Source organism: Pantoea sp. SM3 (assembly GCF_000963995.1).
Classification (GTDB): Bacteria; Pseudomonadota; Gammaproteobacteria; order Enterobacterales; family Enterobacteriaceae; genus Pantoea; species Pantoea rwandensis_B.
The window spans coordinates 79,876-101,113 of record NZ_JZRD01000031.1 but is presented as its reverse complement, the minus strand read 5'-3'; the positions used below and the strand labels follow the sequence as shown (position 1 = coordinate 101,113).

At 54.0% G+C, this 21,238-nt stretch carries 22 protein-coding genes; 9 read left to right on the top strand and 13 right to left on the bottom strand.

Features of this window, described 5'->3' with window-relative positions; genetic code table 11:
- The first annotated feature begins 191 nt into the window (after positions 1–191).
- Complete coding sequence (locus VI01_RS17490; protein ID WP_045816062.1) at positions 192–428, top strand: YobH family protein; 237 nt, start codon at positions 192–194, stop codon at positions 426–428.
- Between the two features lie 36 nt (positions 429–464).
- Here the strand turns inward: VI01_RS17490 and kdgR are convergent, their stop codons facing one another.
- Positions 465–1,256, bottom strand: a complete 792-nt coding sequence (gene kdgR / locus VI01_RS17485; RefSeq protein ID WP_045816061.1) for a DNA-binding transcriptional regulator KdgR — start codon at positions 1,254–1,256, stop codon at positions 465–467.
- 193 nt (positions 1,257–1,449) lie between these two features.
- On the opposite strand from kdgR, the gene VI01_RS17480 reads away from it, so the two are divergent.
- Entirely contained in the window at positions 1,450–2,832 is a 1,383-nt protein-coding gene (locus VI01_RS17480) for an MFS transporter (protein WP_045816060.1), read from the top strand.
- A 52-nt stretch (positions 2,833–2,884) separates the two neighbouring features.
- Here the strand turns inward: VI01_RS17480 and htpX are convergent, their stop codons facing one another.
- From htpX to VI01_RS17460, 4 genes are all read right to left on the bottom strand, one after another.
- Positions 2,885–3,766, bottom strand: coding sequence for a protease HtpX (gene htpX, locus VI01_RS17475; RefSeq protein WP_038646563.1), 882 nt, complete (start codon positions 3,764–3,766; stop codon positions 2,885–2,887).
- 218 nt (positions 3,767–3,984) lie between these two features.
- Positions 3,985–6,024, bottom strand: coding sequence for a carboxy terminal-processing peptidase (gene prc, locus VI01_RS17470; protein WP_045816059.1), 2,040 nt, complete (start codon positions 6,022–6,024; stop codon positions 3,985–3,987).
- 19 nt (positions 6,025–6,043) lie between these two features.
- Positions 6,044–6,724, bottom strand: a complete 681-nt coding sequence (proQ, locus tag VI01_RS17465; protein WP_038646559.1) for an RNA chaperone ProQ — start codon at positions 6,722–6,724, stop codon at positions 6,044–6,046.
- 96 nt (positions 6,725–6,820) lie between these two features.
- Positions 6,821–7,321 carry a GAF domain-containing protein gene (locus tag VI01_RS17460; RefSeq protein WP_038646557.1) on the bottom strand — a complete coding sequence of 167 codons (501 nt, stop codon included), beginning with the start codon at positions 7,319–7,321 and terminating at the stop codon, positions 6,821–6,823.
- A gap of 217 nt (positions 7,322–7,538) precedes the next feature.
- On the opposite strand from VI01_RS17460, the gene yebS reads away from it, so the two are divergent.
- The 3 genes from yebS to rsmF all read left to right on the top strand — a co-directional run bounded on the left by yebS (position 7,539) and on the right by rsmF (position 12,885).
- Positions 7,539–8,783, top strand: coding sequence for a membrane integrity lipid transport subunit YebS (yebS, locus tag VI01_RS17455; RefSeq protein WP_045816058.1), 1,245 nt, complete (start codon positions 7,539–7,541; stop codon positions 8,781–8,783).
- Positions 8,752–11,385 carry a PqiB family protein gene (locus VI01_RS17450; RefSeq protein ID WP_045816057.1) on the top strand — a complete coding sequence of 878 codons (2,634 nt, stop codon included), beginning with the start codon at positions 8,752–8,754 and terminating at the stop codon, positions 11,383–11,385. The genes yebS and VI01_RS17450 overlap by 32 nt, the downstream gene beginning before the upstream one ends.
- 75 nt (positions 11,386–11,460) lie before the next feature.
- Positions 11,461–12,885: a 16S rRNA (cytosine(1407)-C(5))-methyltransferase RsmF gene (gene rsmF, locus VI01_RS17445; RefSeq protein WP_045816056.1), complete on the top strand. Its 1,425-nt coding sequence runs from the start codon at positions 11,461–11,463 to the stop codon at positions 12,883–12,885.
- A 2-nt stretch (positions 12,886–12,887) separates the two neighbouring features.
- Here the strand turns inward: rsmF and VI01_RS17440 are convergent, their stop codons facing one another.
- Positions 12,888–13,535, bottom strand: a complete 648-nt coding sequence (locus VI01_RS17440; RefSeq protein WP_034828689.1) for a metallophosphoesterase — start codon at positions 13,533–13,535, stop codon at positions 12,888–12,890.
- A 466-nt stretch (positions 13,536–14,001) separates the two neighbouring features.
- Between VI01_RS17440 and VI01_RS17435 the strand changes: the two genes are divergently transcribed.
- Both VI01_RS17435 and VI01_RS17430 read left to right on the top strand, forming a co-directional pair.
- Complete coding sequence (locus tag VI01_RS17435; RefSeq protein ID WP_052697013.1) at positions 14,002–14,262, top strand: DUF3761 domain-containing protein; 261 nt, start codon at positions 14,002–14,004, stop codon at positions 14,260–14,262.
- 62 nt (positions 14,263–14,324) lie between these two features.
- Positions 14,325–14,603, top strand: coding sequence for a hypothetical protein (locus tag VI01_RS17430; RefSeq protein ID WP_045816055.1), 279 nt, complete (start codon positions 14,325–14,327; stop codon positions 14,601–14,603).
- Between the two features lie 42 nt (positions 14,604–14,645).
- On the opposite strand, the gene VI01_RS25620 is transcribed toward VI01_RS17430, so the two are convergent.
- The 5 genes from VI01_RS25620 to copC form a co-directional block, all read right to left on the bottom strand.
- Positions 14,646–14,813: a hypothetical protein gene (locus VI01_RS25620; protein WP_167540447.1), complete on the bottom strand. Its 168-nt coding sequence runs from the start codon at positions 14,811–14,813 to the stop codon at positions 14,646–14,648.
- A 108-nt stretch (positions 14,814–14,921) separates the two neighbouring features.
- On the bottom strand, positions 14,922–15,248 hold the full coding sequence (locus VI01_RS17425; protein WP_045816054.1) for a hypothetical protein: 327 nt from the start codon (positions 15,246–15,248) through the stop codon (positions 14,922–14,924).
- 468 nt (positions 15,249–15,716) lie between these two features.
- Entirely contained in the window at positions 15,717–16,064 is a 348-nt protein-coding gene (locus tag VI01_RS17420) for a YebY family protein (protein ID WP_034828876.1), read from the bottom strand.
- Positions 16,065–16,092: 28 nt separating this feature from the next.
- Complete coding sequence (copD, locus tag VI01_RS17415) at positions 16,093–16,974, bottom strand: copper homeostasis membrane protein CopD (RefSeq protein ID WP_045816053.1); 882 nt, start codon at positions 16,972–16,974, stop codon at positions 16,093–16,095.
- Between the two features lie 3 nt (positions 16,975–16,977).
- A complete protein-coding gene (gene copC, locus VI01_RS17410; protein WP_038646537.1) occupies positions 16,978–17,355 on the bottom strand; it encodes a copper homeostasis periplasmic binding protein CopC in 378 nt (125 codons plus the stop codon).
- Positions 17,356–17,508: 153 nt separating this feature from the next.
- On the opposite strand from copC, the gene VI01_RS17405 reads away from it, so the two are divergent.
- Together VI01_RS17405 and exoX are read left to right on the top strand one after the other, a co-directional pair.
- The gene (locus tag VI01_RS17405) at positions 17,509–17,739 is read left to right on the top strand and encodes a DNA polymerase III subunit theta (protein WP_034828680.1); all 231 of its coding nucleotides are present in this window, start codon (positions 17,509–17,511) and stop codon (positions 17,737–17,739) included.
- Positions 17,740–17,746: 7 nt separating this feature from the next.
- Positions 17,747–18,415: an exodeoxyribonuclease X gene (gene exoX / locus VI01_RS17400; RefSeq protein WP_038646533.1), complete on the top strand. Its 669-nt coding sequence runs from the start codon at positions 17,747–17,749 to the stop codon at positions 18,413–18,415.
- Here the strand turns inward: exoX and VI01_RS17395 are convergent.
- Together VI01_RS17395 and VI01_RS17390 are read right to left on the bottom strand one after the other, a co-directional pair.
- A complete protein-coding gene (locus tag VI01_RS17395; protein WP_038646531.1) occupies positions 18,409–20,472 on the bottom strand; it encodes a prolyl oligopeptidase family serine peptidase in 2,064 nt (687 codons plus the stop codon). The genes exoX and VI01_RS17395 overlap by 7 nt on opposite strands.
- A gap of 118 nt (positions 20,473–20,590) precedes the next feature.
- The gene (locus VI01_RS17390) at positions 20,591–21,232 is read right to left on the bottom strand and encodes a tellurite resistance TerB family protein (protein ID WP_034828672.1); all 642 of its coding nucleotides are present in this window, start codon (positions 21,230–21,232) and stop codon (positions 20,591–20,593) included.
- Between the last annotated feature and the right edge of the window lie 6 nt (positions 21,233–21,238).

Below are 21,238 nucleotides of genomic sequence, written 5' to 3'. Positions count from 1 at the left end.
ACTTACACCGCCGCTGATTCTACTCGTTGTGTGCGGAAAAGATAATGGTTGCCGGTGGAAAGCAGATTATCCCGCATCTTGATGGCTTTCAGTTATCTCTGATCGATTTCATGAGCAGGACGCGTCATGCTGCTACTATAGAAATCGCAGCGACTTCAGGATAGCTGCGTTGTGTATCACAAGGAGATAAAATGAAACTATTCATTCGGGCGATATTCGTGGTGGCAGTGGTCTGGTTAGGGATGCTGTTCACCGGCTATGGCGTACTCACCGGAAGCAACAAAAACGCCGCAGGACTGGGCTTACAGTGTAGCTATCTCACTGCACGCGGCATGATCACCGCGCAATATCTGCATACCGACAGCGGTATCGTGGGTGTTACCGATTGTCCACTGCTGAAGAAAAGTGGCGAAGTGGTAGATAATTAGTGATTCAAACGGGCTGGCGACAGCCCGTTCTGCTATTCAGAATGGGTAGTTGTGATAACCCAACTGATCAGAAATATTGCGCGCAGCACGATGCAGCATCGCCACATATTCGTTTTTTGCTTCTTCGGAGAATCGGATTGTCGGGAAAGAGATGCTCAATCCAGCAATCACCACGCCGAAGCGGTCGAAAACCGGCACGGCAATACAGCGTAAGCCCTCTTCCTGCTCTTCGTTATCTTCACCGAAGCCCTGCACTTTTACTTGATCTAATACCTCAAGCAACGCTTCTGCACTGACGATGGTGTTTGCGGTGCTGCGACGAAATTCAACTTCGCTCAGGAGCTCCTGAACTTCAGTGCGATCGCGCCACGCCAGCAATACTTTACCGATGGCGGTGGTGTGCAACGGGTTACGACGCCCGATGCGCGAGTACATGCGCAGGTTATACAGTGAATCGATTTTATGGATATAGACAATGCTGTCTTCTTCCAGTGCACCCAGATGGATGGTTTCTTTGGTCAAACGCGACAGTTCTCGCATTTCGACATCGGCACTACGAATCAGATCGACGTTTTGTAGTGCCTTGGCACCCAATTCAAACAGCTTGAGCGTCAGCGAATATTTTTCACTTTCCCCTTCCTGCGCCACGTAACCCAATGATTTCATGGTTTGCAGAAAGCGGTAAACCGTGCTTTTTGACATCATCACGCGTTGCGACAGTTCGGTGATACCATGATCACGATCTTCGCCTAACGCCTGCAAAATGCCGAACACTTTCATTACCGAAGAGACGGAGTCTGGCTGTTTATCGTTATCACTGCTCGCCATTGCGCGTATCCTTTTTTGACGGTGTTTCAAAAAAAACGGAACAGAAGCGCCAGTATATGCGTTTCAGCCCAACGGCGGCAACGACTGGCACTCAGCGACACATTCCTTCGTAATTTTTTGTCAATGAATGCGGTGCTTTCCGTCACAAAATTGATTAGCATGATGATATTCACTTCCTTCATTTATTTCATTTATGTCCCCTACAGTCTCTCAGGATGGATTACCTGTTCCGCAGCGGTACGGCGCGATTATCACTATTGCGTTAGGCATCATGATGGCAGTGCTGGATGGAGCTATTGCTAACGTCGCGTTACCCACCATTGCGCGCGAACTGAATGCCAGTCCGGCGGAATCAATCTGGATTGTTAACGCCTACCAAATCGCCATTGTTATCTCGTTACTGTCGCTCTCCTTTCTCGGCGATATGCTGGGTTATCGCCGTGTTTATCAGGTAGGGCTGGCGTTGTTTATCGCCACTTCATTGTTCTGCGCCCTCTCCCCTTCACTCAATATGCTTACCGTGGCGCGTATCCTGCAGGGTTTTGGCGGCGCGGCACTGATGAGTGTGAACACAGCGCTGATTCGTATTATCTATCCGCAGCGTTTTCTCGGCCGCGGTATGGCGATTAACTCGCTTATCGTCGCGGTATCGAGCGCTGCGGGCCCAACGGTGGCTGCCGCGATTCTCTCCATCGCCAGCTGGAAATGGTTATTCCTGATCAACGTGCCGCTGGGCATTGTGGCATTGTGGCTAGCGCTGCGTTTTCTGCCGGATAACACGCAGAAAGCCAAACAGCAGAAGTTTGATATTCCCAGCGCCATCATGAACGCCCTGTTCTTTGGCCTGCTCATATCGGCCCTCAGCGGATTCTCACAGGGGCAGGATCACTGGCTCATTCTGGCGGAAGTCGTAGCACTGGTGTTGGTGGGCGTGGTGTTCGTTCGTCGCCAGTTGGCGATGCCTGTTCCGCTGTTGCCGGTGGATTTGCTGCGTATCCCCATTTTTTCGTTGTCGATGTGCACTTCTATTTGCTCGTTCTGCGCGCAGATGCTGGCAATGGTTTCACTGCCGTTCTTCCTGCAAAACGTGCTGGGACGGGATGAAGTAGCGACCGGATTGCTGCTCACACCCTGGCCGCTGGCCACCATGGTGCTGGCACCGATTGCCGGCCGGTTGATTGAGAAAGTCCATGCGGGATTATTGGGTGGCCTGGGGCTGGCGATGTTTGCGGCGGGTCTGTTCTTACTGGCACTGCTGCCTACACAACCCACTGATATTGATATTATCTGGCGAATGATGCTGTGCGGTGCGGGCTTTGGCCTGTTCCAGTCGCCGAATAATCACACGATTATCTCCTCTGCCCCGCGCCATCGTAGCGGTGGCGCCAGCGGTATGTTAGGGACGGCGCGTTTGGTCGGTCAGAGCAGCGGTGCCGCACTGGTTGCCTTGATGTTCAATCTGTTTAACGACAGCGGAACACATGCATCACTGGTTTTAGCGGGGAGCTTCGCCACGGTGGCAGCCTTCGTCAGTATGTCGCGGATGACGCAATCGAGTCAGACGGTGAAGTCATAAAACAACAAAGGTGCCCAATTGGGCACCTTTGTTTATTGCAACAGCCAAACCATTATTTCAGATAGTCACCGTTACGCAGCGCTTCGATACGCTTATCGAGCGGCGGATGCGACATAAACAATTCGCTCAACGATTTGCTTTTGCCGTTAATGCAGAATGCCATCATGCTGCTTGGCTCCTGCGGCTCGTAGCTGGTTTTCAAACGCTGCAGAGCGGCAATCATCTTCTCGCGGCCCACCAGTTTGGCTGAACCTGCATCCGCGTGGAATTCACGGTGACGTGAGAACCACATGGTGATGATGCTGGCGAGAATGCCGAACACCAGTTCCAGCACGGTCGCGACCGCAAAATAGACCAGCGGGTTACCGTTGCTGCTCTCTTCACCGTCACGGTTACCCGACAGGAAGCCCGATGCCACCTGCGCGATAATACGCGAAATGAAGATCACGAAGGTGTTCACCACACCCTGAATCAGCGTCATGGTGATCATGTCACCGTTAGCGATGTGGGCGATTTCGTGCGCCAGTACCGCTTCCGCTTCATCACGGCTCATGTTCTGCAGCAAGCCGGTTGAGACCGCAACCAGTGAGGCGTCACGACGTGCACCGGTCGCAAAGGCGTTAATATCTGGCGCGTGATAGATCGCCACTTGCGGCATCGCAATGCCGGACTGTTGAGCCTGGCGACTGACGGTATCCATCAGCCAGCGTTCTGTCTCGTTACGGGGTTGTTGAATCACTTCACCGCCGACGGAGCGCAACGCCATCCATTTAGACATCAGCAGTGAAACAAACGCACCGCCAAAGCCAAACAGACCTGCCATAATCATCAGACCCTGAACACTGCTTGACTGAATTCCTGTCAGACTCAGAATCAGTCCGAATACCAACATCACCGCCAGGTTGGTGACCAGGAAAAGCGCAATACGCATCATAAACGTTAATCTTCCTCAGTTGTGCTCGCGCTCATGCGCGGATATACATCCTATGTCCATTGCGCAGGTTTTCAAGCAACCTTAATCTTTAAGTGTCTAAAAAGACATAACTTTACATTTGGTAATGATGTGCGCAAATCTGCCCATTAGCCACAATGAACAATACCTTTGGTGCAAAAAAAAACACCGCCGGAGCGGTGCTTTTATTCAGCGAAAATTTACTTCGCGCTTTCGGCAGCAGGCTGGGTTTTCTCCAGCTGCGCCATGTCATTGGCAATTTTCACGGTTTCGTCCAGATACGGGTCTGGCTCTTTGTAGTCTTTCGGCAAATCTTCAATGCTCTTCAGCGGGGCTTTGCCTTCCGCCTGATAGCGCGCGTTAATGCGTTCCAGACGCAGTGCATCATCTTCGTGGTTCTCTTTCTCACGTTGAGCAAGATTGAGCGACACGATATTGCGTTTGTCTTTCATCGCGTCAAAGCGCGCAATATCTTTCATGATGTACTGGAACTCGCGGTCTTTAGCGATACGATCGGCGTGCTCTTTGGTCAGCTGCGGTACCAGCGCGGTGATGTCACCGGTTTTGGTGTAAGTCGCGGCATTCACGCTATCCCATGGCAGCGCATTATCCTCGAATTTCTCACCCGTTTCCGCCGCTTCTACGCCAGTTGGCATCAGCAGATCTGGCGTCACGCCTTTACGCTGAGTACTGCCACCGTTGATGCGATAGAACTTCTGGATGGTGTATTGCACTGAGCCCAGCGCCGGCCATTCAGGACGCAGCATCTGATCATAGATGCGGTTCAGCGAACGGTACTGCTGCACGGTGCCTTTACCAAAGGTCGGTTCACCAACAATCAGCGCACGGCCGTAATCCTGCATCGCAGCGGCAAAGATTTCAGATGCGGAAGCACTGAAACGATCGACCAGCACCACCAGCGGACCTTTGTAATAAACGATACCGTCGTTATCACTGTCCTGGCGCACGCGACCATTATTGTCACGGACCTGCACCACTGGGCCACTTGGAATAAACAGACCAGACAGTGATACCGCTTCGGTGAGAGCACCGCCGCCGTTGGTACGCAGGTCGATCACAATACTGTCGACGTTCTGCTTCTGCAGTTTTTGCAGCTGCACTTTTACATCGTCAGTCAGGCCAACGTAGAAGCCTGGAATATCCAGTACGCCAACTTTCTCTTTACCGACGTTATGTACGGTGCCTTTCACTGCGCGATCTTCCAGACGGATCTTTTCACGCGTCAGTGTCACGGTGCGGGTTTTGGTGCCTTTGCCAGCAGGCAGGATTTCCAGGCGTACTTTACTGCCTTTCGGTCCTTTGATTTTGGACACCACATCATCCAGACGCCAACCAATCACATCTTCCATTGGCTTGCCTGGCTGAGCAACGCCGACAATACGGTCGCCCACGCTGATGGATTTGCTCTTCGCGGCCGGTCCACCGGCCACCATGGAGTTAATGACCGTGTAATCATCGTCCATCTGCAGCACGGCACCAATACCTTCAAGAGACAGGCTCATTTCGGTATTGAACTGTTCGGTATTGCGTGGCGACAGATAGTTAGTGTGCGGGTCGATTTCATGCGCGAAGGCGGTCATCGCCAGCTGGAACACATCTTCACTGTTGCTCTGCGCCAGGCGACGAATGGCAAAGTTGTAACGCTTAGTCAGCGTTTCACGAATCTCTTTGTCATCTTTGCCGGCCAGTTTCAGGCTCAGCTCGTCATATTTGACTTTGGCATCCCACAGCGCGTTCAGCTCATCGCTGTTTTTCGGCCAAGGTGATTTTGCACGGTCAATGTCAATGGTGTCATTGCCGGTGAAATTCATCGGGCGATTCAGCACGCTCAGCGCATATTGATAGCGCTCGAAGCGGCGTTTCTGCGCCAGATTGTAGAGATCGTAGAACACATCCAGCTTACCGCTGCGCAGTTCATCACCCAACGTGGTTTTCTTATCGGCGTATTGCGCGATGTCTGAAGCCAACAACACGTTATGGTTGTAGTCGAGCAGATTCAGGTAGCGATCAAAAATTTTCGCAGAGAAATCCTGATTCAGATCGAACTGGCGATAGTGAGAACGGGTGAAACGCGAAGTGACGCGTTCACTGACGGTAGGATGCTGCGGGTCTTCATGTAACTGTGGAATCTGGTCGGCGCGGGTAATGTTATCTGCGCCAAAGGTGGGGCCTGCTAACAGCAGGCCCGCGATCATACCGATCTTTAAAATGTTGTTCATGCCGAGGTCAGCCTCCGTTTCAGAACTGCAAGTGTTCTGCGCGCACAATCATTGCCATGCCGGAAGCGAGCTGCACCCGAACGCCATCCTTGGTGATTTCAAGAATGGTGGCGTCCATTGCACTTTTGCCTGCTTTAACTTTGATGTTCTGGCCGGGTTGCAAAGTTGAGGTATCAGTGACAGGTTTAGCTCGCGGTGGGCGCGGTGCAGCAGTACGTTCTGCTGATGCGGCACGCGGTGCCTGTGGACGAGGCTTGCGTGGTGCTTCGCCTTCAGCCGCTTTGCGAGGAGCAGGTTTACGAGGACGACGTTCAGCGGTCTCTTCACCGGCTTCGCGTTTCTTCGCTTTTTGCTGATCGCGCTGCGCCTGAACGCGCGCTTTGGCTTCTTCCAGCTGCTTGCGCGCATGTTCAACGTGTTGTTCGTCCAGCACGCCACAGGCGTTGCCATCGAGATCAACACGGATTGCACCCGCTTTAATGCCGTACAGGTAACGCCAGCTTGAGGTATAAAGGCGCAAGGCTGAACGCAGTTGCGTCTTGCTCAGGCTGTTTTCACCCTGAACGCGCTCAACCAGATCCTGGAAGATACCGATTTTAAGCGGACGCGCTTCACCTTCGGCGCTAAAACATTGCGGAAAACGTTCCGCCAAAAAGGCGATCACTTCTTTACTGCTATTCAACTTAGGTTGATTTTCCATGAAATTTCCTGATTACTACGGGTTTGCCGACCAGAGCAGGCATGAACAGGCGACATTATAATGACAACATCGCCAAATGCTATGTGATCCAGTCGATTAGCTGCGTGACAGTTGAATAAATTTTTCGATGTCACTGCCCGCCAGCACTTCACAAAGCCCGTCGGTAAGGGCCACCAGCCCCGCTTCATCCTCACTATCAAAGCGAGAATAAACCGTACTATCAATGTCTAGCACACCGACAACGGTGCCATTCACTTTCAGAGGAATCACGATTTCAGCGTTGCTGGCCGCATCGCACGCGATATGGCCAGGGAACGCATGCACATCCTCAACGAGCTGTACTTTATCTTCTGCAATCGCTGTGCCACAAACCCCTTTGCCCACCGGAATGCGTACGCAGGCAATTTTTCCCTGGAACGGGCCCAGCACCAGCGTATTCGGCTCGGTGAGCAAGTAGAATCCTGCCCAGTTCACGCCTTCCAGGCGTTCAAACAACAGCGCACTGCAATTACCCAGTGCTGCCAGGAAAGAGGTTTCGCCCGCTAACAGTGCACGGACATCGCGATTTAAATCCTCGTAAAAGGCTTTTTTGTTCATTGTTTAACCATAACTCGTCACTGTCGTGAGCTTGTTGTCACTCAGTTGTTAAAATAAGCACTAATAATCCAGCCCCATCAGGTGAATCATTATGTTAGTTACTATACCCTTAGCAGTCGGTGGTTAAGACTATTCTTGTACCACTCCCTATTGCAGTCAGAATGCTCTGAACAGCATGCCGGTAAACGTAACGAACGATGGGCCACTTGCGTCACCTATGAAAATTCACGCTATCAGCCAGACGTTGCCCCACGCACGTTATCAGCGTTGTCCGCAATGCGATACCCTTTTTTCCTTACCGGATGTGAAATCGCATCAGTCGGCGCATTGCCCGCGCTGTCATGCAAAAATTCAAAGCGGCCGCGATTGGTCAATGACGCGACTCACCGTGATGGCCGTGACCATGATCGTGTTGATGCCCTTCGCCTTCAGCCTGCCTTTGGTGGATATTCGCCTGCTTGGCATGCGCATCAACGCCAGCCTGGTGGAAGGCGTCATCCAGATGGCGCAGCAGGGCAACGTGCTGACGGCCTCAATGGTGGCGTTTTGTACCATTGGTGCACCGGTAACCTTAGTCGCTGGCATCTGCTATTTATGGATTGGCAACGCCATCGGGATGAACCTGCGTCCGGTGTTGCTGATGCTGGAGAAGCTCAAAGAGTGGGTGATGCTGGATATCTATCTGGTCGGTGTGGCGGTCGCCTCTATTAAGGTGCAGGATTATGCCGCGCTGGAAGTGGGCTACGGTCTGGTGGCCTACATCGCGCTGACGGTGCTGAGTCTGCTGACGCTGATTCACCTTAACGTGGAAGAGCTGTGGGAACACTATTATCCGCAGGCTTTGCCGACGTCCCCTCCTGAACAGTGGCAGGTGTGTCTGAACTGCCATCAAACCGGTGTGCCGGACGAACGCGGACGTTGTACACGTTGTCACACCCCGCTCGACTTCCGTCGTCGCCACAGTTTGCAGAAATCCTGGGCCGCGCTGATCGCTTCGATTGTGCTGTTGATCCCCGCTAACCTGCTGCCGATTTCAGTGGTTTACGTCAATGGCGCGCGCCGTGAAGATACGATCTTCTCCGGTATTCTGGGCCTGGCTTCCGGTAACATCCCGGTAGCGGCGGTAGTGTTTATCGCCAGTATTCTGGTGCCGTTTACCAAAGTGTTAGTGATGCTGACTTTGCTAGTCAGCATCCATTTTAAGTGTGAACAGGGCTTAAAAACCCGCATTCGACTGCTGCGTGCCATCACCTGGGTGGGACGCTGGTCAATGCTGGATCTGTTCGTGATTGCGGTCACCATGTCATTGGTGAATCGCGATCAACTGCTGGCTTTTACCATGGGACCTGCCGCTTTCTATTTCGGTGCGGCAGTCATCCTGACCATTATGGCTGTAGAGTGGCTTGATAGCCGCCTGATCTGGGATGCACATGCAACAGGAAACGCCGACTACACCGACTAGCGCCAACCTGCGTAACAAACGCAAGGTTTCGCCGTTCTGGTTATTGCCCATTATCGCCCTGCTGATTGCTGGCTGGCTGCTATGGACCAACTATCAGGAACGCGGTACCACTATCACCATCAATTTCCAGACCGCAGATGGCATCGTGCCGGGCCGTACGCCGATTCGCTATCAGGGCGTGGAAGTGGGTACCGTGCAAGGTATTGTGCTGAGCGATGATTATCACAGCATCCAGATCAAGGCCAGTATCAAGAGCGATATGCGCGATGCGCTGAAGGACAATACACAGTTCTGGCTGGTGACGCCGAAAGCCTCGCTGGCGGGCGTTTCAGGATTGGATGCGCTGGTGGGCGGTAACTATATTGGCATGATGCCCGGCGGCGGCAATCCGCGTGAGCACTTTACCGCGCTCGACACGCAACCCAAATATCGCGTCAACACCGGCGAGTTGCTGATCCACCTGCACTCTCCCGATTTGGGTTCGCTGAACACCGGTTCGCTGGTCTACTACCGCAAAATCCCGGTGGGACGCGTCTATGACTACAGCATCAACGGTAATACTGATGGCGTCACGGTCGACGTTTTGATAGAGCGTCGTTTCGTCAATCTGGTGAAAAAGCAGAGCCGCTTCTGGAACGTGTCCGGAGTAGACGCTGACGTCAGTCTGAGCGGTGCCAAAGTCAAGCTGGAGAGCCTGGCCGCGCTGGTAAATGGCGCGATTGCCTTTGATTCTCCAGAAGAAGGCCAGCAGGCCAACAGCGACGAAAACTATCAGCTCTACCCTGATCTGGCACGCAGCCAGCGTGGTGTGCAGATCAGTCTGGATTTACCGAGCGGCGATAACCTCAAAGCGAATAGCACGCCGCTGATGTATCAGGGTCTGGAAGTCGGTACCTTGACCAAACTCAATCTGTTGCCGGGCGGCAAAGTCACCGGCGAACTCACCGTGGATCCTTCGGTAACCAGCCTGATGCGCAGCGGTACCCGCATTGAAATGCGTGCGCCAAAGCTGAGCCTGACCAACACCAATCTCAGCAGCTTGCTGACCGGTAACACCTTCGAACTGGTACCGGGTGAAGGTCCCGCGCAGGATCACTTTACCGTGCTGCCTGCCAGCGAAACCCTGCTGCAAAAACCGGATGTCCTGACGGTAAAACTCAGCGCGCCGGAAACCTACGGTATTGATGGCGGCCAGCCGGTGATGCTGTACGGCATGAAGATTGGGCAGGTCATTTCGCGCCAACTGGATGAGAATGGCATTAGCTTTGCGGTAGCCATCAATCCGGAATATCGCCATCTGGTGCACGCGGACAGCAAATTCATCGTGAATAGCCGTCTCGACGTGAAGTTTGGTCTCGACGGAATACAGGTGCTGGGTGCCAGTGCCCGTGAATGGGTAGACGGTGGCATACGTCTGGTGCCGGGTGCGAAAGGCGATCCTTCCGCCCGTTATCCTTTATATGCCGATGCTGAGCGTGCGCAGGAAGGGATTATTGGTGACCAGCCGCCAACCACACTGAAACTGACCGCCAACAGCTTGCCAGATGTGCAGGCCGGTTCAGTGGTGCTGTATCGTAAATTCCAGGTGGGTGAAGTGGTGGATGTAGTGCCGCGCGCCGATGCCTTTGAGATCTCCATCCACATTGAGCCGCAATACCGCAAGCTGCTGACCAGCGAGAGCGTATTCTGGGCCGAAGGTGGTGCGAAAGTACAACTCAACGGCAGCGGTTTAACCGTGCAGGCTTCGCCGCTTAACCGTGCGCTGAAAGGCGCGATCAGCTTCGATAACCTCACTGGCGCGCAAGCAGCGAAAGGCATGAAACGCGTACTGTATGCCTCTGAAACGGCTGCGCGTGCAGTCGGCAGCCAGATCACCTTGCATACCTTTGATGCCAGCAAGCTGGCCGCGGGCATGCCGATTCGTTACCTCGGCATTAATGTCGGCCAGGTCGAATCACTGGCATTGAGTAAAGACAACAATCAGGTGGTGGCGAAAGCGGTGCTTTATCCCGAGTATGTGCAGGACTTTGCGCGTATCGGCAGTCGCTTCTCAGTGGTCTCACCGGAAATTTCGCCAGCGGGTGTTAATCATCTGGAGACCTTGCTGCAGCCTTACCTCAATGTCGATCCCGGCAAAGGGGCTCAGGCACGTACCTTTGAGTTGCAGGAGAGTACCATCACCGATTCGCGTTACCTCAACGGACTCAACATTTATGTTGATGCTACCGAAGCCGGTTCGCTGTCGTTGGGTACCCCGGTGCTGTTCCGTGGGGTGGAAGTGGGTACGGTAACCGGTACCTCGCTGGGCAACATGGCGGATCGCGTACAGATCGCGCTGCGCATCAGCAAGAAGTATCAGCATCTGGTGCGTAATAACTCCGTGTTCTGGCTGGCGTCTGGCTATAACCTCGACTTCGGTCTGATTGGTGGCGTAGTGAAAACCGGCACCTTCCAGCAGTTCATTCGTGGCGGCATTCAATTTGCCACACCGCCGACGGTGCCGCTGGCGCCACAGGCCGGTGCTGATAAACACTTCCTGCTGCAGGATGAAGCGCCGAAAGAGTGGCGCAGTTGGGGAACGGCGATTCCGGATCCCAATTAAGCAATCGGGCAGCCTGCGGGCTGCCCGTTTTATTTGCACGTGTTACACTTCGCGCTAAATTTGATACCCCGGTAAATGTCCGTGTCCGATCGCTTTCCTGAAGATTTCCTTGCGCTGATGCGCACCAGCCTGGCTGACGAAAATGAACTGCAGCGTTTCCTGGCGATTAGCCAACAGCCGCTGCGCCGTAGCCTGCGCGTCAATACGTTGAAAATCAGCGTGGAGGCTTTTTTAGCGCGCACCGCGCACTATGGCTGGCGCTTAACGCCGGTTCCCTGGTGCGCCGAAGGATTCTGGATCGAGCGGGAAGATGAGACATTGCCGCTGGGCAGTGTGGCTGAGCACCTGAGTGGTTTGTTCTACATTCAGGAAGCCAGTTCAATGCTGCCGGTCACCGCGTTATTTGATGCCGAGCCGGAAGCACGTAAGGTGATGGATGTCGCTGCGGCACCCGGTTCCAAAACCACGCAAATGGCAGCGTTGATGCGCAACGAAGGTGCGATCCTCGCCAATGAATATTCTGCCAGTCGAGTAAAAGTGCTGCATGCCAATATCAGCCGCTGTGGCGTCAGTAACGTGGCATTAACGCACTTTGATGGCCGCGTGTTTGGCGCCGCCCTTCCTGAACAGTTTGATGCCATCCTGCTGGATGCACCCTGCTCCGGCGAAGGCGTAGTGCGCAAAGATGCCGACGCCCTGCGCAATTGGACGCTGGCCAGCATTGAAGAGATTGCCGCAACCCAGCGTGACCTGATCGACAGTGCATTCCATGCATTACAACCTGGCGGCACGTTGATCTACTCCACCTGCACGCTGAACCAGATTGAGAACCAACAGGTCATCGCCTGGTTGCAGCAGCACTATCCCGATGCGGTTGAAATCGTGCCTCTGGGCGACCTGTTTGTCGGTGCCGAGCGTGCATTGACGCCGGAAGGCTTCCTGCATGTCTTCCCACAGATCTTCGACAGTGAAGGCTTCTTTGTCGCACGCCTGCGCAAAACCGCCAGCATCCCGGCGCTGCCCGCGCCCACCTATAAAGTGGGTAAATTGCCCTTCTCGCCGGCCAGCCGCAAGCTGGTTGCTGAAGTGCAACAGGCGGCAGCTAAGGTGGGTATCGAGTGGGATGAGCATCACTCGCTGTGGCAGCGTGATAAAGAACTGTGGCTGTTCCCGGCTGCGCTGCAAAACTGGCTCGGCAGAGTGCGGTTCTCACGTATTGGCCTCAAGCTGGCAGAGACTTTCCCGAAAGGTTATCGCTGGCAGCATGAAGCCGTGGTTGCCCTGACAAAACCTGGCAATGCACTGGATTTCGAATTGACGGAAGCCGAAGCAGAAAGCTGGTATCGCGGTCAGGATATTCACCCTGAAACCGCTCCGGCTCGCGATGAAGTGATCGTCACCTATCAGCAACAGCCATTGGGTTTAGCCAAAAAAGTCAGTAACCGCATCAAAAACAGCTATCCACGCGAACTGGTGCGCGACGGGCGTTTATTCCGTTAATTCTACTGCAGCTGAACCAGCGTTAAGCGATTACCGAATACTGCTCCGGTATCGATGTAATGCTGGTTCGCCACATTAAGCGGCTGTTCCAGCGGCGTGTGGCCGAAATAGAAATCGCTCGCACCGTCAATACTGGCGGAAGCGCCACGATGATGGCGGCCGAGACGATCGCGGCTCCACACCACCTGATGCCAGTCCACGTCCTGACCCAATTCATAATGGCTGGCGGGATAGTCGGCATGGGCGATCACCACCACGCGATCGGCTAACTCAAGATGCAAAATCAGTGGGAGATCTGCACAGCGTTTCAGCGCATGGCGTGCCGCAATTAAATCCGCGCCTTTTAACTGCCAGAACCAGTCACCGCCGTTCATCATCCACAGCATCGGATCCTGGCCTTCCAGTGCCGACAATGCCATCTGTTCGTGATTACCACGCACGCAGCGAAACCATGGCTCCTGCAACAGTTGCAAGCAGCCGGGGCTGTCGGGCCCGCGATCGATTAAATCCCCCACTGACAGCAGCAGGTCTCGCTCTTTATCGAAGTCATGCAGAATCAGTTGCGAATCCAGCTGAGCGCGGCAACCATGCAAATCACCCACCACCCAAATGTTACGCCACGTTTTGGCACTCACCGTCTGGTAAAACATGTAATCTTCCCCGGTTGACTGGAAGTTTAGTGAACCCGGCATAAAGTATAGTCCGGTGAGATGAAGCCAGGGGAGGGAGCAGCGTGAGCAGCCGTAAACAATTTATCGGTGTACTGGTGTTTATATTTCTCGGCAGCCTGTTGCTGCTGGAATCGCTGGCGCGATTGGTGCATCTGCTGTTTGTGGGCTGAAGGATTTGGTCATCTCAGAAGTTTCAACAGCGGCTGCGTCCTGCAGCCCTGATGAAAGTCCCGTCCGGCGCTTATCTCCGGCGCTCATTAAAGGCGTTAGCTCTGTGCGGGACGGCGGCTACTCTATCAATCCAGAGAATTCCGAACAAGTTAAATGATATTAACTATCATTCTCATCATTGATTTTTACGCTTCGCTTACATTAATGATGGTGATTTAAGCTTTTATCCTTGCTGCCGATAACGTCCTATCCCCCTTTCCACCGCAAAGAGATCATGAAGAGGCTTTCTGCAATCACACTGATGCTGTTGCTGGTCAGCATGCCCACACACGCCAAAAGGCACCTTGAACTGATCGAGCAAGGCAGTTACATCAACAGCGAAGGACAGTCGATCCATCGTCCCGCGCATACGCAAAATAATGACGTCCCCGAAGGCGCAACGGCCCGTTGCCGCGATGGTTCATACAGTTTTAGCACCCATCATCGTGGCACCTGCTCGCGTCACGGCGGCGTTGCGGCGTGGCTGGCATCTTAAGCCACACGCAATTAACAGCGTGTGCCAGACTTAAGGGACAGTATTTTCTTAAGGAGTGAGCAATGAAAGACTATTACAAAATCGATCTGGAGCTTTTCATGCAAAATAACGCGGACTTGATTCGCGACATTAAAAGCAAAGCGCCAGTCTATGCGGATGAATTGGGATTAGAGGTGGTGCAATATATTAATCGGGAAGTTAAACAAGCTCACCTGGATTATATTGATAGCCTTGGCGTGCGCGACCCTTATGAATATTACGTGTCGCAACATGAAGAAGATCGTTACCTGGCTGACACGCTAATTGCTCAGCATCGTGCCGCTCTACACCACACCGCTTAACCAACTGATTTGCCACACAAGCCGTGTGGCAAACGGTGCTCTCTAGCGCGAGAGGAAGAATATCGCCAGCAAGAAGAATACCCACAATCCGGCGAAGGTCGCAAAGCCTACACGCGGGGTTTTCGTCCTTCCGACGACAACACCAATAAAGAGACTCAGCAGCGTTAAGGTACCAATCATTACCCAGAGAAGATATTGCGCATTTGCCATGAAGGATCCTTATTAATCGGCAATACAAACAGTGCGCACTCTTATACCATTTTTCACGCTATCTGGCTGCTGTTAAATGTCCGCATCTTTCGTGCTGGCATGGATCTATTACGCCGTTGGATGCCCGCAACGCACCGTTTTTAATTGTTCCAGCTGATTCAACCGCGCAGTCGCATGCTTGTTAGCGCTGGCCTTGGCGATACCGTTGCCGATACCAAAATCACCGATAAAACCAATCACCGTGAGCGCATCAAACTCGTCGGTTTTGTCGATTTGCTGCTGGACGCTGTGGGATTTAGCGATCTCCTGATCCAGTGCCGCGCAGTTGTAGGTTTGCGCTTCTTCATCACTGACTTTGGGTGATTGCGGGTATTGCTTCAGTGCGCAGCCACTGAGCAGCAGCATCGCGGTAAACAGCACAGCAGGTTTTAACATCGCAAGACTCTCGTTTTGGCCGGCAGGGTTGGCGTGTGGCTGAGAGGAAATGTAGCACGTGAAGCGTGGCGCGATTGGCGGATTAGCTGGGCGATTTGTGGTTATTTTGTGCAAAGGCTGGGTAAGGAATGCGGGGTTGGAATTTGATTCGGATATAAAGATTTCGGACAAATTTCGGGAAATCTGGGTGAAAATAAAATTTTAATCATAAAAATCAATAAAATAAAAAAAGACCCAATACGATTCCTGTATCGGGTCCAGGGAAATGGCTCTTTGAGAGCCGTGCGCTAAAAGTTGGCATTTTTGAAGGCGAGTTCGCCTTGCCATTTAAAGGTAGTCCAAGGGTGGTTATTTTCCAGCCAACCGTCACGATGCGGTCAGGAAGCTGCCAACTCTGTGATCGTGCTGACACATCGGAAAAGCAAGCGTAGCGGCAAAACTGTGCGCTACGCCCGAATTTTGCAGGGATTACTTACCGCACAACTGCTGCGCGCGATCAACGATCGGTTGCAGGCTCATTTTCTGGCCAGGATGCGCTTTGTCTTCCGCCACGATGGTATCGATGGATTGCAGTGTGCCCTTGCCGGCATCAGCGCGTGCTTGGGCTTTATCATTCAGCGGATACTGCAACAAGGTGCTCGGATTGATGGCAAACAGCGCGCCGTCTTTCTCACAGGTCAGCATCACCTCTTCGCGGGTGAAGGGCCATTTGTCCTTGCCAATCTCAAAGCGGCTGACGGTAATAATCTGTGCGGCCATCGCCTGGCTGCACAGCGCCATCAGAATGCAGGCTGGAATCAATTTCTTCAGCAAAATATCGACCTCATTTTTCATTTATTACAATTCAGGCCGGTGACAGCGTGGCAAACACGCTAACCAATCCGACAACAACAATGGCCAGCAGCAGCTCAAGCTGCGTCAGGCGAATAAACTGCTGCGGCGCGTGGCTGCCCGCGACGCGAAAACGTGGCACCAGAATATAGCGATTGATCAGCGCAATGCCCACCATCATCATCACCAGCATCACTTTAACCACCAGCATCGCACCCCACAGCGTGGCACCCCAATTGAGCGGCGTGCCGCCAATCATCAGGCTGTTGATCATCCCGGTGAGCAACGCCAGTGCGACAGCCAGATGCCCATAACGCGAAAAACGCATCATGCAGCGAATCGCATCGGTGCGATACGTAATCTGACGGGCTTCACGCATCAGCATTAACAGAGGCAGTAAGCCGCCGGTCCAGAACGAAGCAGCAATCAAATGCAGCGCGTAATTGCTCTGCTGCAATAAGCCTGGTAAACCATCGCGCATCGCGGCATGCCCGACGCCTGCCAGCGCCACCAGCTGCAACAGACCACTGATCAGCAAAAGCTGCTGGCGCAGTGTGCCACGCAGCAGTAAAGCCAGCGTGCTGAGCAGTGCGAACCCCAGCTCCCAACGCCACACCGCGCCGAAACGCGTGGCTAATACCGCTTGCCAGGTTTCCACGTCACCGACATTGCGCCAGTCGCCGCTCATCAAACCGGTTTGCGTGGCCAGCATCAATACCGCGCTGAGCAAACTCAATAGCGCTGTCGTCACTAAAATTGAGTGCAGACGTTGCGCCAGCACCGGGCGATAACGCCGTGGCGCCAGCAGAGCCGTATAGAACGCGCTGCCAGCCAGCAATAACACCGCAATAAAATGCAGGGCGCGCAGACCAATCCACAACGTGCTCAGGCTCATCGATTACTTCACGCTGAACGCGTAACTTCCCTTGGTTTTGTGACCATCAACGGACAACACATGCCAGTTCACCTGATAGTGACCTGACGGCAGCGGTTTGCTGATCGGTACGATCAACTGATCATGCTGCTTGTCGTTGAGTTTGGCTTTTTCCACGGCCATTGGCTGATTCTGGGCATTGAGCACCTCAACACCACTGAAGGCAGGCTCAACATCTTCAGTGAAGGTCAACGTAAGATTTTGTGGCGAGCTGTCGATCACCGCTTTATCGGCGGGAACCGGCGTTTTCAGGTGAGCATGTGCCAGTGCAAACTGACTGAAGACCAACGTGGATGACGCCAGCAACAGCGCCATAATCGGGTTTAACGCAGTTTTCTTCATCACTTCTTCCCTTTGCCATGCGGCGCTCTGCCGCAAACGTGGCAGCAGGATACGCCGCTGGCAAAGACGTGTCGAGACTTGCGGTGCGATCCAATTTCCTTGATCCGTAAAGGGGAAACCATTACTTTTGCCCCTGTTTATCAGGAGAAATGCATGAGCCAAAACCTTGCCCTGTTGTCGCAGGAAGAGAAAGACAAAGTGAATGTCGATCTGGCCGCCGCAGGTGTGGCCTTTAAAGAGCGCTACAATATGCCCGTGATCGCGGAAATGGTTGAGCGCGAGCAACCGGAAGCCCTGCGCGAGTGGTTCCGCCAGCGTTTGATGAGCTATCGCCAGGCATCGCTCAGCCTCTCTCGCCTGCCCTACGAACCCAAACAGAAGTAATTAACCTATGTTACGCGTTATTGATACCGAAACCTGTGGCTTGCAAGGCGGCGTGGTCGAAGTCGCGTCGGTGGATGTGATCGACGGACAGATCGTCAATCCGATGAGCGATTTGATTTGCCCGGACCGCCCTATCAGCCGTCAGGCCATGGCGGTGCATCGTATTACGGAAGCGATGGTCGCCGATAAGCCGACCATTGAAGAAGCGATTGGTCGCTATCATGGCAGCCCACATTACGTGGCGCACAATGCCAGTTTCGATCGTCGCATGCTGCCCATCATGCCCGGTGAATGGATTTGCACCATGACGCTGGCACGCCAGCTGTGGCCGGGCATTAAATACGGTAATCAGGCACTGCGTCACAGCCTGAAGCTGGACGTCACGCCACCTGCTGAACTGCATGCGCACCGTGCGTTGTATGACTGCTATGTCACCGCTGCGCTGCTGATCCGCATCATGGAGACCTCCGGCTGGAGCGTCAGTGATATGGTCGGCCGCTGTCAGCCCGCAGAAGTCAGCGGTGATGTGTTCCCGTTTGGTAAATATCGTGGGCAAAGCATTGGCAGCATTGCGCGTAAAGATCCCGGCTACTTGCGCTGGGTGCTGGAAAATGTGCGCGATTTGCGCCCACCGTTACGGCAGGCGCTGCGCAAGTACGTGAAGGTCGATCAATAATCGACGCGGTCTGGCAAGCTGCCCTGCGCCAGACCGATCAGGAAGGTAAACTCCTGCGCGACGCCTTCATACGCTTTAAAACGCCCCGATTTACCGCCGTGACCGGAATCCATCTCGGTACACAGCAGCAGTAACGTATCGTTGGTTTTCAGCTCACGCAGTTTTGCTACCCACTTCGCCGGTTCCCAATACTGCACCTGGGAATCGTGCAATCCTGTCGTCACTAACAGATGCGGATAGGCTTTCGCTTCGATGTTGTCATACGGGCTGTACTGGCGAATGATGTGGTAAAACTCTTCCTGCTCCGGGTTGCCCCACTCGTCATATTCGCCGGTGGTCAGCGGGATCGATGGGTCCAGCATCGTCGTCACCACATCGACAAACGGCACTTGCGCCACGACACCGTGGAACAGTTCGGGGGCAAGGTTAATCACACCGCCCATCAACAAGCCGCCCGCGCTGCCACCCATCGCATACAGCTGCTGCGGATTGCCGTAGCCTTTCGCCACCAGCGCCTGCGTCACATCAATGAAGTCGGTGAAGCTATTCATCTTATTCTTCAGGCGACCATCGTCATACCACTGCTGCCCCAACTCGCCACCGCCGCGCACATGGATAATCGCGTAGACAAAGCCGCGCTCCAGCAGGCTGATGCGGCTGGTGCCAAAACTGGCATCCATGCTACTGCCGTAAGCGCCATAGCCGTATGCCAGCAGGGGATTACTGCCCGGTTTGAAATGCTTGCGGTGATAGACCAGCGATACCGGCACTTCGGTGCCATCACGCACCGTGATCCAGTGATGTTCGCTTTTGTAGTCCTCTGAGTGGAAGCCCGGCACGGGCGTCTGTTTCAACACACGGCGATCGCCCGTCTCCATATTCAGTTCAAACAGCGTGGTCGGCGTGGTCATGGATGAGTAGCCATAACGCAGCGTGTCACTTTCCGGGGTTGGATTGTAGGCCAGCCAGGTGACATAAGCCGGATCGTCAAAGGCGATCCCGATGCTTTCTCCGCTTTCCCAGTTGATCTGGCGCAGCGTGTTGACACCGCGCTGGCGCTCTTCTACCACCAGCCAATGCCGGAACAGCTGGAAATCCTCCAGCACCACGTTATCGCGTGCCGGAATCAACGCCTGCCAGCGGTTCTCTGCCAGCCACGCGCTGCGGTACAGGCCAAAGTTTTTGCCGTCGCGATTCGAGCGGATGTAGAACTGATGATTGTAGTGATCGATGCTGTACTCGTGATCGCGACGACGCGGGCAGAACACCTGCGGCTGCGCATCCGGGTACTCGGCATCAATCAGCTGGATCTCGCTGGTGGTGGTGCTGTACATCGCAATCAGGATGAAGTGCTCGGAGGTGGTTTTATGCACGCTGAGGTGGAAGCTCTCATCCTGCTCTTCATACACCAGCTGATCGTCCGATTGCGGATGGCCCAACTCATGGCGCCACACCTGGTACGCGAGTAGCGTTTTCGGGTGCTTGCGCACGTAGTACAGCGTGCGCGAATCATTGGCCCACGCCACGCTGGAAGAGGCATTGCTCAGTACTTCCGGATACCAGCTACCACTCTCGAGGTTACGGAAACGGATGCCATACTGACGACGCGACAGAAAATCTTCCGCCAGCGCCATCACCTGGTTATCAGGAGAAATGGCCAGTGCGCCCATGGTGTAGAAATCGCTGTGGGAGGCACGCTGGTTGCCGTCGATCAGCAGTTGCCAGGGTTCATCCGCTGGTGCGTTCACCGACTGACGAAAATAGAGCGGATATTCGTTGCCCACCTCGTAGCGGCTTTGATAGCGATAGCCGTTTTTTACGTAGGGGACGGAGTGGTCCTGCGGCGGGATGCGGTCGACAATCTCTTTTAATACCCGCTCCTGCAGTGGGTCCTGTGACGCCATCATCGCTTTACCGTAAGCATTCTCGGCGTGCAGATGTGCCAGAATCTCTGGGTTTTCACGCTCGTCATCGCGCAGCCAATAATAGTTATCGGTACGCGATTCGCCGTGCAGGTTCATGACGTGGGGGATTTTCTTCGCTTGCGGCTGGTTCATTCTGGCTCCTTTCCCTGAAAGACAACATTCAGCAAGCGTGGCACTTATCACGCGGGAAGCCAAGCAGCAGCGCACAGGAAGTACAGTGAAGGGCCCCATGACCAGGCCCTCCGTTCAATTATGCGGCTTTCTCCGCCTGAATATCGCGCTGAATACCGTCGCGCACATCCTGCGGGATCTTCAGGGCATCTCCCAGTGCAGAGAGATAGCTGCGCTCCATAAAGTGATCCACATCGATAGCGGCGCAACTCAGGAAATAGAGCTCTAGCGCCTCTTCTTCGTTTTTCACATCTGCTGCCAGCCACTGTGGATCGAGCGGACGGTTCATCGCTTGCTGTATCAGCGTTTCCGCCTGTGAACCATAACCCGCCTGATGTATATTCTGCTCAATGGCGGCGCGTTCACGATCGTCAATATGACCATCACTTTTGGCGGCGAATACTAACGCCGTCACCAGACGTTCAGCGCGCTGATCAACGGGCGTCTGCAACTGACCAAATCCCGGCTCATCCTGATGCGTTTCACGCACACGCTGTTTGTATTTATTCCACAGCACGGCACCCGCTGCCGCACCGCCACCGACCAGCAAGGCTTTGCCGCCATATTTGGTCAACAGGCTTCGTGTAGACTTGCTCGCCACCAGCAATCCCGCTAACCCACCCAGCGCGCCGGGGGCCAGCATATCGCTCAAACCACCGGCTTTGCCGTCGCCGCCCTTCTTCGCCAGCACCGACTGGATTTGCTGCAACCAATTGCTCATCGTTTA

Bases quoted from the DNA above. Each gene is read 5' to 3' on its own strand.
- copD (WP_045816053.1), bottom strand. From the start codon at position 16,974: ATGAGCCTGAGCACGTTGTGGATTGGTCTGCGCGCCCTGCATTTTATT.
- VI01_RS17430 (WP_045816055.1), top strand. From the start codon at position 14,325: ATGAAAGACTATTACAAAATCGATCTGGAGCTTTTCATGCAAAATAAC.
- VI01_RS17435 (WP_052697013.1), top strand. From the start codon at position 14,002: ATGAAGAGGCTTTCTGCAATCACACTGATGCTGTTGCTGGTCAGCATG.
- VI01_RS17405 (WP_034828680.1), top strand. From the start codon at position 17,509: ATGAGCCAAAACCTTGCCCTGTTGTCGCAGGAAGAGAAAGACAAAGTG.
- VI01_RS17460 (WP_038646557.1), bottom strand. From the start codon at position 7,321: ATGAACAAAAAAGCCTTTTACGAGGATTTAAATCGCGATGTCCGTGCA.
- proQ (WP_038646559.1), bottom strand. From the start codon at position 6,724: ATGGAAAATCAACCTAAGTTGAATAGCAGTAAAGAAGTGATCGCCTTT.
- VI01_RS17480 (WP_045816060.1), top strand. From the start codon at position 1,450: ATGTCCCCTACAGTCTCTCAGGATGGATTACCTGTTCCGCAGCGGTAC.
- copC (WP_038646537.1), bottom strand. From the start codon at position 17,355: ATGAAGAAAACTGCGTTAAACCCGATTATGGCGCTGTTGCTGGCGTCA.
- htpX (WP_038646563.1), bottom strand. From the start codon at position 3,766: ATGATGCGTATTGCGCTTTTCCTGGTCACCAACCTGGCGGTGATGTTG.
- VI01_RS17395 (WP_038646531.1), bottom strand. From the start codon at position 20,472: ATGAACCAGCCGCAAGCGAAGAAAATCCCCCACGTCATGAACCTGCAC.
- yebS (WP_045816058.1), top strand. From the start codon at position 7,539: ATGAAAATTCACGCTATCAGCCAGACGTTGCCCCACGCACGTTATCAG.
- rsmF (WP_045816056.1), top strand. From the start codon at position 11,461: ATGTCCGTGTCCGATCGCTTTCCTGAAGATTTCCTTGCGCTGATGCGC.
- exoX (WP_038646533.1), top strand. From the start codon at position 17,747: ATGTTACGCGTTATTGATACCGAAACCTGTGGCTTGCAAGGCGGCGTG.
- VI01_RS17425 (WP_045816054.1), bottom strand. From the start codon at position 15,248: ATGTTAAAACCTGCTGTGCTGTTTACCGCGATGCTGCTGCTCAGTGGC.
- VI01_RS17390 (WP_034828672.1), bottom strand. From the start codon at position 21,232: ATGAGCAATTGGTTGCAGCAAATCCAGTCGGTGCTGGCGAAGAAGGGC.
- VI01_RS17490 (WP_045816062.1), top strand. From the start codon at position 192: ATGAAACTATTCATTCGGGCGATATTCGTGGTGGCAGTGGTCTGGTTA.
- prc (WP_045816059.1), bottom strand. From the start codon at position 6,024: ATGAACAACATTTTAAAGATCGGTATGATCGCGGGCCTGCTGTTAGCA.
- VI01_RS25620 (WP_167540447.1), bottom strand. From the start codon at position 14,813: ATGGCAAATGCGCAATATCTTCTCTGGGTAATGATTGGTACCTTAACG.
- kdgR (WP_045816061.1), bottom strand. From the start codon at position 1,256: ATGGCGAGCAGTGATAACGATAAACAGCCAGACTCCGTCTCTTCGGTA.
- VI01_RS17440 (WP_034828689.1), bottom strand. From the start codon at position 13,535: ATGTTTTACCAGACGGTGAGTGCCAAAACGTGGCGTAACATTTGGGTG.
- VI01_RS17450 (WP_045816057.1), top strand. From the start codon at position 8,752: ATGCAACAGGAAACGCCGACTACACCGACTAGCGCCAACCTGCGTAAC.